This window comes from Planktothrix pseudagardhii, from assembly GCF_904830925.1.
GTDB classification, from domain to species: domain Bacteria; phylum Cyanobacteriota; class Cyanobacteriia; order Cyanobacteriales; family Microcoleaceae; genus Planktothrix; species Planktothrix tepida.
In genome coordinates this window covers 1,808,003-1,820,345 of the sequence record NZ_LR882967.1, presented here as the reverse complement: position 1 = coordinate 1,820,345, position 12,343 = coordinate 1,808,003, and the positions used below count along the sequence as shown (strand labels likewise).

Annotated in this window: 10 protein-coding genes; 2 read left to right on the top strand and 8 right to left on the bottom strand. The window is 38.5% G+C overall.

From position 1 onward, the window contains the following. Positions 1-78: 78 nt before the first annotated feature. The 5 genes from NMK36_RS07735 to NMK36_RS07715 form a co-directional block, all read right to left on the bottom strand. Positions 79-1,941, bottom strand: a complete 1,863-nt coding sequence (locus NMK36_RS07735; RefSeq protein WP_254173461.1) for a serine/threonine-protein kinase — start codon at positions 1,939-1,941, stop codon at positions 79-81. A gap of 474 nt (positions 1,942-2,415) precedes the next feature. Then, on the bottom strand, positions 2,416-3,564 hold the full coding sequence (locus tag NMK36_RS07730; RefSeq protein WP_254173460.1) for a hypothetical protein: 1,149 nt from the start codon (positions 3,562-3,564) through the stop codon (positions 2,416-2,418). 9 nt (positions 3,565-3,573) lie between these two features. Then, positions 3,574-4,422: an EI24 domain-containing protein gene (locus NMK36_RS07725; protein ID WP_254173459.1), complete on the bottom strand. Its 849-nt coding sequence runs from the start codon at positions 4,420-4,422 to the stop codon at positions 3,574-3,576. 75 nt (positions 4,423-4,497) lie between these two features. Beyond that, complete coding sequence (locus NMK36_RS07720) at positions 4,498-5,562, bottom strand: branched-chain amino acid aminotransferase (RefSeq protein ID WP_254173458.1); 1,065 nt, start codon at positions 5,560-5,562, stop codon at positions 4,498-4,500. Between the two features lie 130 nt (positions 5,563-5,692). Further along, the gene (locus NMK36_RS07715) at positions 5,693-5,860 is read right to left on the bottom strand and encodes a YqaE/Pmp3 family membrane protein (RefSeq protein ID WP_072720766.1); all 168 of its coding nucleotides are present in this window, start codon (positions 5,858-5,860) and stop codon (positions 5,693-5,695) included. 87 nt (positions 5,861-5,947) lie between these two features. Between NMK36_RS07715 and NMK36_RS07710 the strand changes: the two genes are divergently transcribed. Continuing rightward, positions 5,948-6,340 carry a hypothetical protein gene (locus tag NMK36_RS07710; RefSeq protein ID WP_072720765.1) on the top strand — a complete coding sequence of 131 codons (393 nt, stop codon included), beginning with the start codon at positions 5,948-5,950 and terminating at the stop codon, positions 6,338-6,340. Between the two features lie 10 nt (positions 6,341-6,350). On the opposite strand, the gene NMK36_RS07705 is transcribed toward NMK36_RS07710, so the two are convergent. After that, positions 6,351-7,346, bottom strand: coding sequence for a pentapeptide repeat-containing protein (locus NMK36_RS07705; protein ID WP_072720764.1), 996 nt, complete (start codon positions 7,344-7,346; stop codon positions 6,351-6,353). A gap of 423 nt (positions 7,347-7,769) precedes the next feature. Beyond that, a complete protein-coding gene (locus NMK36_RS07700) occupies positions 7,770-9,392 on the bottom strand; it encodes a hypothetical protein (protein WP_072720763.1) in 1,623 nt (540 codons plus the stop codon). A gap of 462 nt (positions 9,393-9,854) precedes the next feature. On the opposite strand from NMK36_RS07700, the gene NMK36_RS07695 reads away from it, so the two are divergent. Beyond that, positions 9,855-11,324, top strand: coding sequence for a phytoene desaturase family protein (locus NMK36_RS07695; protein WP_254173457.1), 1,470 nt, complete (start codon positions 9,855-9,857; stop codon positions 11,322-11,324). Positions 11,325-11,405: 81 nt separating this feature from the next. Here NMK36_RS07695 and NMK36_RS07690 read toward each other — a convergent pair whose 3' ends face one another. After that, complete coding sequence (locus tag NMK36_RS07690) at positions 11,406-12,293, bottom strand: carbohydrate ABC transporter permease (RefSeq protein WP_254173456.1); 888 nt, start codon at positions 12,291-12,293, stop codon at positions 11,406-11,408. Positions 12,294-12,343: the final 50 nt, after the last annotated feature.

Genomic DNA, 12,343 nt, shown 5'->3' with positions numbered 1-12,343 from the left:
ACCGGGTTTCTAATTAAGATTAATTGCAACCAATCAAGATATCTTGAGAAACCCGGTTTCTGCTACCCGAACCCGCCCCTACCGTGCTCGCCACAATTTAATCGTGCTGTCCCAACTCCCACTAGCTAACATCCGACCATCTGGACTGAAGACTACAGAGTAGACATAATCTGAATGTCCGGTGAGAGTGAGAGTAGCAATTTGCTGTTGACCCTGCACATCCCATAATTTAATCGTCTTGTCACAACTCCCACTAGCCAACGTCCGACCATCGGGACTGAATGCTACAGACCAGACAGGATTTGAATGTCCGGTGAGAGTGGCAATTTGCCGTCGGTTCTGCACATCCCACAATTTTATCGTGTTGTCATCACTCCCACTGGCCAACATCCAACCATCGGGCCTAAAGGCTACAGAGTAGACATAATCTGAATGTTCGGTTAGCGTGGCAATTTCCTGTCGGTTCTGCACATCCCACAATTTTATCGTGTTGTCAAAACTCCCACTAGCTAACATCCAACCATCGGGCCTGAAGGCTACAGACCTGACCCAACCTGAATGTCTGGTGAGAGTGGCAATTTGTCGTTTCCTCGAAACATCCCACAATTTAATCGTCTTGTCCCAACTCCCACTAGCTAACGTCCGACCATCGGGACTGAACGCTACAGACCAGACATAATCTGAATGTCCGGTGAGAGTGGCAATTTCCCGTTGATTCTGCACATCCCACAATTTTATCGTCTTGTAACTCCCACTAGCTAACGTCCGACCATCGGGACTGAAGGCTACAGACAAGACAGGACTTGAATGTCCGGTGAGAGTGGCAATTTGCCGTCGGTTCTGCACATCCCACAATTTAATCGTGTTGTCATCACTCCCACTAGCTAAGGTGCGACCATCGGGACTGAACGCTACAGACTCGACATAATTTGAATGTCCGGTGAGAGTCGCAACCAAAGCAGCATTTTGCGAGGATACTTGGGGTGAGGGTGTCGGTTGTGGGGTTGACGGTGGCGGTGGTGGCGTTGATGACTTTTGCGCTGGTTGTGGTCGTATTATCTGTAAATTCTGTAACACCTGATCAGCAGAGGAATAACGATCGCCCATATCTTTTTTTAATAGCTGATCAAGAACTTTCTTGAATTCTGGACTAAGATTTTGCTTGACATATTTTTGCCAATTTTTCGTCCAACTGTAACCGTCATCTAACCATAATTCCAGAGGTGAAATTTTAGTTAATAGATAAAAACAAGTTGCTCCTAAACTATATAAATCACTAGCGGGGTAGGCTTCTCCCCCTTGCATTTGTTCCCGACTTGCATATCCATCAGACCCAACACGGGTTCCCACTTGGGTATATACCACCGTTGCGGATAAATCTTTCGCTACCCCAAAATCAATTAACACATATTCCCCATTCCGACGACGCATAATATTATCGGGTTTGAGGTCACGGTGAATCACCTTTTGCTGGTGAATAAATTCGAGAACAGGTAACAAACTGGTTAATAATTCCTTAACTTGCTGTTCTGTCCAAACCCCTTGTTTTTGTAAAATTTTATCTAAAGTTTCCCCTTCAATATATTGCTGAATTAAATAGAGTTGATTGTTTTCGGAAAAATAAGCCGATAACGCCGGAATTTGGGAATGGTGTCCCAGTTGTTGCAGTTGTTTTGCTTCTCGTTCAAATAATTCTAAAGCTTTTTGTAGTCCTGCTGTTCCTTGGATCATCGGAACAAACTGTTTAACTACACATTTCTCATTCAATTTGTCGATATCTTCGGCTAAATAAGTCCGACCAAACCCCCCTTGTCCTAACAATTTGATCATCCGAAACCGTCCCCGCAGCAAGTCGGGTATTTTGACACCGCAGCTTTGACAATAAACCGTATTATCGGGGTTGTCTGGGTTCGGACATTGGGGGTTAATGCAACATTTCATTATCGTAGAGGGTTGAGAATTTTATTAGGATTTTGTTTAATTTTATACAAGCCCTACAATTAATTTTACTGCATTTCTGACAAGCGGTTACAAGAGAGTTAGGAAAATTAATAATAGTTTAGGGATTTTGGGGAGAAATTTTGAGGTAAAATGCGATCGCTATAACTCTGATATCAATTATAGGTGTTAGGGCGAGGAGACCCATCAGTGTCAACAATCGCGCTAAAAGTAGGCTTATTAGCGAAAGTTATTTGATTTTTTTAAGCGTCAATGATCCCCCCTAACCCCCCTTAGAAAGGGGGGGACAGGAGATCAAAGTCTCCCTTTTTAAGGGGGATTTAGGGGGATCTAATCTGGGCTATAATCACCAGTTTTTGGCTGAAGTTGATACTAATGGAGGAGACCTAGCCCCTACAATTTGTTAATCTAATTTTTATATGCAATATTTCTGTCATTCTGAGCGTAGCGAAGAATCTATACTATTAAACAAACAGATTCCGGCCATTCTCGACACCAGGATTTCATTTCACTAACAATAGGAAGATGAATTTGATTCCAACTAAATAAACCGGGGTTAATTTCAGGATAGGAACCGAGATGAAATTGAACCTCCCCAGGGAAAAAACCGCTTTCTACAAATTTAAAGGTTAATGCAGAAGGATGAACTGGTTTTTTAAGTTGATTTCTTAACAAATTTCTATGGATAATTCCTGTGTAGGTACTGCTAAAACTCCCGGCAAATTTTTGACAATTCCACATGACTAAATTACAAATTAATCCAAGAGTTTGTTCATCGGTAAAGGGTAATTCTTTAAACTCTTGTAAAAAGTTTCCTATAATAAACTGATCAATAAAAATGCTATTCTGATAAGATTTAAGAATTGGATTAAAAAAATCCATATTTTCAGATTCATCCGTACAAATTAATAGCATTTCTTCAGAAGGGAAAATTTCTTTTAAGGTTTTTAAAACTAAATAGGGATGATCTTCTTCTCGATGGGGAATACAGTTCCGATAATCTGTTAGACGAATATGAATACCATTATATTGTCCCAGGGTTTGAGAAATTTTATCGGCTAAATTACGATAAATCGGTTTAAATTGAATCGCTTCCATCAACGAATAGAGGGAAGGTGAGGGAAGATAAAAAAATCGGGAATAATACGCTAAATTACAAGTGCTAAATTGTAAAATATCCTGTTCTACATCCTGTACAATTATTCGATTTTCAGCAAAATTCGATAAAACTTTAGGGTTAATAGTAATATTATTGGGAACAAAAACCGCATTAACTAATCTGACATCACTATGATAATGGCTGAGATTTTTCCCTTGAGTTTCTTGTAAAAATTCTGAATAAGTTAAAATGGGAATAGGGAGTTGATCAACTAAATCTAAAATTGTAGGTAATTTGTCAATATTAATAATATGTTTTCGACTTTCGGGAACCGATAAAAAATATCCTCCCCGCACAGGTAAGATATTCTTTTCTTCTCCCACTGAACCGTAAAAGACTAATTTCCGTTGGGTTAAATACGCTAATCCTAGGGCTATTTCTAATCCCATTAAGTTATTATTTAAACCGGATTCATAATCTTTATATAACAAATAACGTGAGGTCATATTTGAAAATCAAGAAACTTTATTTAATAAAATGCGATCGCAAAAAAACATGGTTCCCGCCGCCACACAAACCGGAATTGATAATAAATTTAAAAACGGAATCACCACTAATCCAAAACAGACTAAAGCAAAACTCACGCTAGAGGGAAACGTGCGAACAATCATGTTTAATTTATCTCTAAACCTAAACCGTCTTCTTTCCATCGGTGAGTCTAAAAAGTCTAAACAAACAATCGTTGAAGCTAAAGCAATACCGCCTATTGTAAACAATAATGTTCCAAAACCAGGGATAAAATTCAATAAAAGTAAAGGGACTCCGATGAGAATTTGTAACCCTAGTTTTTTTAATTCATATAAAATGGCTCGTCCAATATCCTGCACTGAACTGGTGAGGGTTTGGGGAGGTAATACTGCGGGTTTTCCCGTTTGCAGTTCTTCCACTTTTTCTGAAAGTTGACCATACCAAGGCGCGCCTAAAATTCCTCCAAACTGTAATAGCAGAAACCCAATAATTAATAAGAGTCCTGTAACTAAACCTACCCGTAATAACCATCCTAAAACACTGGCTAAAATATCTAAATAGTGTAACCATTGGGGTAAATTAGCGACCCAGTGATCAATTTGAGTTCCCAAGTTTAGGACGATTTTATCAATTTCATTTAATCCAGGTAATACTAATCCAAAATAGAGGAAAATCCCAACGATAATATTAACAATAACTGGAAAAATTACATATCCTCTTAAGGGCGGATTGTTATAAAATAACTTCAATGCTTTTAAGGGATAGGTTGCACCTGTAATTAAACTTAGGGGGGTTTCCAACAAAGGATTAGGAGGTTGTAAAGGATTAGAATTCATATAATATTAATTGAGATGCTGTCTATGCTATTCTTGCAAACTCAACTGAGGTGGGTAAAAACCCACCTTTTGCGGTTAAATTTTCCAAATCCAATGATAGGGATCGGGTTCTTTTCCAGTTTTAATCGCTTCTAATTGTTCTAAAATAGATTGAGCATATTTGCGTTCAGAAATCGGAGGTAAAATTAAATCTCGTCCTTGATATCCAATTTTAGAAATATGAGCAATAGTCGCAGCAGTTCCCATTCCAAAGGCTTCTTGTAAAATCCCTTTGTCATAAGCTTCTGCTACTTCTTCAATAGGAATTAATCGTTCTTCAACTTTAACACCTTGATCTCGGAATAACGTTAACACGCTATCCCGTGTAATTCCTTCTAAAATTGTTCCGGTTAATTGCGGTGTTACCACGACATTATCAATCACAAAAGCTAAATTCATCGTGCCGCATTCTTCGACATATTTCTTATGAATGCCATCCAGCCAAATGACGTTATCATACCCTAAAGCTTTAGCTTCTTTATCCGCTAATAAACTCGCTGCATAATTTCCTGCACATTTTGCCGCCCCTGTTCCCCCTTCACAAGCTCGAATATATTTGTCAGTAACGATTAATTTAACGGGTTCGGAATAATAAGCTCCCACCGGACAACTCATAATAATAAAAGTATAGTGAGTTGAAGGTTTTAACCCAATAAATTCATCGGTAGCAAAATACAACGGACGAATATATAAACTCCCTTCTGATTCAGGAATCCAAGCTGAATCTAACTGAATTAATTCCCTTAATCCTTCCATAAAAATTTCTTCAGGAATGGGGGGCATACACAGTCGATGAGCCGATTTATTAATCCGTCTAAAATTAGCATCGGGTCTAAAAATTAACGTTTCTCCCGTTACACTTTTATAGGCTTTCATCCCCTCAAAAACAGCCTGACCATAGTGTAAAACTGCCATTGCTGGAGTCATGGTCAAGTTACTATAGGGCATAATTTTTAGATCTTCCCAAGTTCCATTATCATAAGTAGCCACAAAAATATGATCACTAAAAATTCGACCAAAGGGAATATGATGTAAGGGTTCTGAAGGAAGTCGGGAATGTTCTGTTTTTTGAATGTTGAGTTGGTGATTCACTGTTTCCATTGTCGTTTGAGTTGTTAGAATTATTGTTTTTTAGAGGATAACGCTTTTCGAGTCTTAGGAAACCCCAACACCCCCTATTCTTATGCTTTAATAATCAGGATAGGAATAGAGGGGTGGAATCTCATCTGAATTAATCACGATCATTTTTAGCAATCACCCAAACAGCATGAATGATTCCGGGAATAAATCCAAGTAGAGTCAGCAGGATGTTCAGCCAAAATGCGCCCCCAAAACCAACGGTTAAAAACACGCCCAAGGGGGGTAAGAAAATAGCAGCAATCAAACGGATAAGGCTCATATCACTTGATTATGATTTTTATTGATATTTTAGCAATTTTTTCATTTAGAATAGGTAAACTTCTATAAACTCTTAAACCTTATCCCCATGCTACTTGATCTTTTTCCCTTTGAATTTCATTTTGACCCTACCCTGATTGCAGGCGCAACCCTATGGTCTTTAGCGTTGTATTGGGGCTTCTCTCCCGTGAGTGAATGGGTGATACACCAATTAAATCGTTGGTTTAATTATGCCGAACGAATGTTATATACTTCGGAAGCCGAATATGAGCGCACCCGTAAAGGTCGAGAGTCACAAAATGCGTTTTATGCGTCTTTGTTTAGCATTGTTCCCTTTTTAATGGTAGGAGCGTTATTGAATTGGGGGACTGAAATTGCTTTAGATAAAAGTTGGTCAATTAGTGTCGGAATTATTGCTTGTCTGAGTGGGGGAATTTATGAGTTAGGCAGACAAGATGGAAAAAAAGGAATTAATTCTTAATCCTTAACGTTTAATCATGAACTTCACCATTAGGCATAATAGCTCCATGTAAAATAGCCCCAGCCGTATTAGAACTGCTCAACTCTACGCGAGTTAAATAGGTATAACTTAGATTGGCATTTCTTAAGTTGGTTCGAGCAATAGAAGCATCAGTTAAATCCGCTTGGGTAAGATTAGCAGAATTTAGGTTAGTTCGAGTTAAATCGGCACGAACTAAATTAGCCCGGCTCAAATCGGCATTGCTTAAATTAGCATTACTGAGTTGAGCATCGGGAAGAATTGCATCACATAAAGAAACCCCTGGTAATTGGGCATCATTTAAGATCGCTCGTTCAAATTTGACTTTCCTTAAATTGGCTCCAATTAAGTTGGCTTCTGTGAGAACGGCTTCTGTTAAAAAGGCTGATTGTAAGTTCGATTGACTTAAGTTAGCTTGGGTTAAAATTGCACCGCGTAAGACCGTTTCGGTTAAATTAGCCCCACTTAAATTGGCTCTGGTTAAATCCGCCCCGGTTAAGTTGACCCCTTGTAAATCTGTACCTCTTAAATCTGCACCTCGTAAATTCACACTTTCATAAATTCTCGGTTCATAGCGCAAATTTGCCCCCCTTAAACAAGCGCCTCTTAAATCGGCTCCTTGTAAATTAGCACCTCTTAAATCGGCTTGAATCAGGTTAACATCCAGTAAGGTTGCTAACGCTAAATTGGCTTTTTTAAAATCTGCCCCTTGTAAAATGGTTCCATGAAATTCTGCATCGCTGAGGTTAGCTCCGCTTAAGTTGGCTTTATTTAAAATCGCACCATTAAATCGGACACCTCTAAGATTAGCGCGGGAAAAATTAACTCCATTCAAATAAGCTAAAACAAAGTTTGCTCCTTGCAAATCTGAACCACTTAAGTTAGCACCAATCAAGTCTGCACGACTAAGTTCAGCACCCCTTAAATTAATTCCTTTAAAGTTTTTGTGTCCCGCTCGATACTGTTCGAGTAGTGTTTCCTCATCCATAATTAATTATCAGAAAAATGGGTTTTAAACCCCTAACTTCTAGTTAGGCTTTATATGGGGTTGTCTATTAACATCTGATTGTGGTACGATTTCCAGTAACAGGAAAGGTAAATAACCTGTCTAAAAACCTAGTCGCCTAACTGCAAAACGCGCTCACCTTGACAACTGAATCTATCGGGTTCTACTGCACAGTTCTAGTTTCCCCCAGCAGTGGGTAAAAGATTCGTGGGTACTAGACAGCCAGTTTTTTGAAACAAATTAGTTTCAAGTTAAAAAAGAACTCGCAGCAATGCGAATAGGGTAGGGCATATCCGAATTTACGCCGGGGGAGAAATCCCACCTCTGATTAAAGCACTGCAAGGTACTTTGATTAAGTGGTTTACGTTGAACCCAGAATCCCCACGCCTTTAGGCACAGAGAGTGTCAATTATGAGTCCCCGTATAGGTAAATTCTTGCACCCAAGCCATTGACTTATTGCCAGGAGTTCGAGCATAAACTTTGATCTTCTGAATTGATATGATTTTCAAATCCAGAAGTTTTTGATGAACAAATTGACTCATAGTCGCTTGATTTGGCACTTGATCTGACTCTAGTATAATGTGCAAGCAAGCGTCTTTTGACTTAGCGAGAGTGTTAATCCCCTTCGGTTTCAGGAATTGACTGATTACTGTTGCGATCGCTTTTGCGTGGCCCTGTCTGGCGAGTTCCAGCAATTGGGGTTGAGTCAGTCGGTGTTGCAGGTTCTCTGGGTCTTCACCTCCATCCATCATCAGGGTCTTATTCAACAATAATCGTTGTTGATCTTCGACTTCCGATTGATTAACGACCATCCCTAAATCTGCAATTCTATCGTGAAGCAGATGAATAAACTTTCTTAAAGATTTATATTTGATTTCTAATTGAACTTCAGGGGTCTGATTTTTTAATTCTTGGTTAAGAGATAACTCCAAATGCTTTAAAATTGTTGTTAATGGTACTAAAGAATCAGCTACACTATGATCAATTTTTTCCTCAACGTTTAACTCCAATTTTAGCCTTTTTTGAATAATATCACTGTTGTCTTTTACATCAGGTTCTGAAATCTCAATATTACTAATGGATGTTGCTAAGGTGAAATCAGAAAGACTACTCTCATTGATGGACGAGGGAGCCTGAACAGTCTCTCCCTTGTCTAAGGCAAATTCAAAGTCTTGGGGATTAGGATTTAATAAATGCAGGGTTTCACTTTCGTTAATATCAATAGCCTGACTCGTTAAAAAATGTTGCTGTAAAATCGAAGGCGGGGAAGATTCGGCAATTTCTGCATAAGATTTTTGTTTAGGTTCATAATAAGGATTTAAAGCTTCTAAAATGACCGTGACAACTTGTATATTTTCATCCACATCTTCTAAATATTCCGCCATCTTATAAAGATGAGATTTAAGCCGTTCTAAATTAGGAAAAGTTTGTAAGAGTTGGCGCAGTAAATTATCTAAACTTTGATTTTTAAGTTGTGACCAATCTTCATCTCGATAATTAAACTCTCTTTCTAAACTCGAAAAAATCACCAATTTTGCCCGTAAGGGATTAGTATGCTGCATAATTTTAAATCGCACATCAAATAAATCCGATATATTGTTTCTGGCATCCGGCGAAGTTACTTGACTTAAATAGACAGAAGACAGAGAATTTAACTCTTCAGGACTAATTTTTACGGTTTCTGATGCTGTAATTGACGGTTGATTAACTTCGGAATTTTCTTCCGAAAGAGAGGGAAGGTAAAGTTGAGTTATCTGTTCTTCAATGCTGTGAATAACACGACCATATTCATTCTTTTTATTAAGACGAGATAAAATATTATTGAGACTAATTTTAAGGGGTTCAAATTGAGGATATTTTTGATAAATATTTTGGAGTATATGAGTTAAATTAATTGCATTTAAAATTTGAGCATCATTTTCCCATTTGCCATTATAAGCACATAACAGAACTTTCTTAATCCGCGTTGAATTCGGATCAGCTTCTAAACTTTGAGCAACTTCATTTAGACGGGACGGGGTTGGCATTTTAGTCTCCAATACAGAAAGTCAACAATTTATGAAGTGACTTAAGCGTATCCGGTACTAGGGTTTTGTTAATAATAGGTGGTACTGAGGAGAAAATAGAAACTTATCGCTCATAATCAGTTATTTAGAGGATCAGTTTTACCCAAATTGATTAGATTTTTTTGAGGGATTATGACTCCTCTTTTCTATTTTCAAAACCTTTAAGGGCTTGAATACACTCCGAATCTGCTTAAGTTTACATCCCGTTAAAGGACTATTCAGAAGAAATGCAGGCATCCCTGATGATCCGCTAAAACACATCTCAATTGTACAAACACAAATTTCTATTTTTCATTCCCCATTTTCCCTTCCTCATCCTAGAATATAATTTTAATGCGGAGTAGCCTAGTATATTTTACGCTATTTTTTATTAAAATAGCGGTAAAATCTTATTGCTTAACCTCCACAACCTGATCAATACGGATGCAAAATTTTGATGTAATTGTCATTGGCAGTGGTATCGGTGGCTTAGTAGCAGGTGCACTTTTGGCTCACTCTGGTAAACAGGTCATGATTTTAGAAAGTCATACCTTGCCGGGAGGAGCAGCACAGGGTTTTTCTCGTCAGGGCTTCCATTTTGATTCAGGGCCCTCGTTTTATTGTGGACTGAGTAATTCCCAGGGTCTAAATCCTTTACAGCAAGTTTTAACTCGTTTGGGGGAGTCCCTGACAACGGTAGTCTATGACCCTCTAGGACATTATCATTTTCCTGAAGGGTCTTTGGCTGTTTATGGGAATAGGGAACGTTATCGAAAGGCTATTGCTCAATTTACACCCGAAGGAGTGCTGGAATTTGCCCAATTTGAACATCGGTTACTGAAAGTTTATCAAGGTTTAAAAGAAATTCCCGCCATTGAGTTACGCGCTGATTGGAAAGTCATTCCTAAATTAATTACAAATTATGGCTTTTCTTTATTAAAATTACTGCCTGTCTTAGGTGATATTTCAAGTTCAGTGGGTGAAATCGTTGAGCAAACGGTTCATGATCCTTGGGTACGACGATTAATTGATTTAGAATGTTTTTTATTATCAGGATTAAAAGCAGAAGGAACGATGACTCCAGAAGTTGCTTTTATGATCGGCGAACGAAATTATTCTACAATTGAATATCCAATTGGAGGTAGTCAAGCTATTGTTCAAGCTCTGGTGCGAGGATTAACTCGATTTGGGGGAAAGATTCAGTTAGGAACTCACGTTGAAAAAATTTTAGTTAACGGGGGAAAAGTCTATGGGGTTAAAACTCGAAAGGGAGAAGAATTTCAGGCTCCAACTGTCATCTCTAACGCCACAATTTGGGATACCTATACCCATTTATTAAACTCTTCGGATTTACCTCCAGATTATCGCAAAACCGCCTTAAATACTCCGGCAGTGGATAGTTTTATGCACCTGCATTTAGGACTTAAATCTGAAGGATTAGAGGAACTGACGGGGCATCATGTTGTTGTTCATAATAGCAACCTTGATATTACTGTTCCTGGCAATACTTGTATGATTTCGATTCCTTCCGTTTGGGATAAAAATTTAGCTCCACCCGGTCATCATCTCATTCATGCCTATACTTTAGAACCCTTTTTTGGGTGGAAAAAAGATGGCTTTTATGCTCAAAATAAACAAGAAAAAGCCGAACATTTATATCGTGCTGTAGAAAAAATTATCCCCGATGTGCGCCAACGAACAACCTTAGAATTAATTGGAACTCCTTTAACCCATGCTCGCTATTTACGACGTTATCAAGGCACTTATGGCCCTGCTATTGTTGCAGGTCAAGGGAAATTTCCAGGGCCATTTACCCCCATTCAAGGCTTATATTTAGTGGGAGATAGTACCCAACCCGGTATTGGAGTTCCCGCCGTAGCAGCATCGGGGATTTTATGCGCGAATTGTTTGTAGATTAGGGAACAGGGAACAGGGAACAGGGAACAGATAGTTTATGTTCTAACAATTGCTTGGGTTGCTATAGATTAATTTAGATTAATCTTCTCCAAATAATTTCAATTGAATATAAACTAGAATTAAAGTGATCGCTAATAAAATGGTTGCCGCTGCGGCTGCATAACCAAAATCAAATTGAGCAAAGGCTTGATCATAAATATAATAGACTAAAACATTCGTCGAATTTAATGGGCCGCCTCCAGTAATAACATAAACTTGCTCAAAACTTCTTAAGGTAAAAATTGCCGTTGTTACCGTTGCAAAAACAATAGTGGGTTGTAAACCGGGTAAGGTTATATACCAAAATTGTTGCCAAGGATTTGCCCCATCTAATTCGGCTGCTTCATATCGAGTTTGAGGAATTGCTTGTAACCCCGCTAAAAATACTACTAAATTAAACCCTAATTGTTTCCAAATACTGAGTAAAATTAACACAGGCATTGCCCAGATTGTACTACTTAACCAAGGAATCGGATCAAGTCCAATGTGGGATAATAATCCATTGACGGGGCCATTAAATTGAAATAACCAACGCCATCCTAAACCAACGGCGACTAAGGAAGTAATGGAGGGGATAAAATAAGCTGTTCTGAGAATATCTCGTAAAGCAAAAGTTCGATTTAAAAGTACCGCTAATCCTACAGGAATTATCAAACTGGGAATTACTGTTGCGACGGTAAAATAAATTGTATTAAACAGCACTTGCCAAAAATCAGGACTCAGAAATAAACGCACATAATTGTTCAGTCCCACTCCATAAACCCCAGACCGTGTAAAACTCCCTTGGGTAAAACTCAGGTAAAATAAATACCCAATAGGCCATACAATAAAGATCCCCATGAGCAGCAAAGCTGGAGCCAGAAAAATCCAAGCCATGACCGCATCTTGATCCAGAAGCTGTTTCTGAGAAATAGGTGAAGAAGCCATAACCTGAATCAATTTTGATAAAGTTTTCTCAAAATATAGCAGGGAACAGG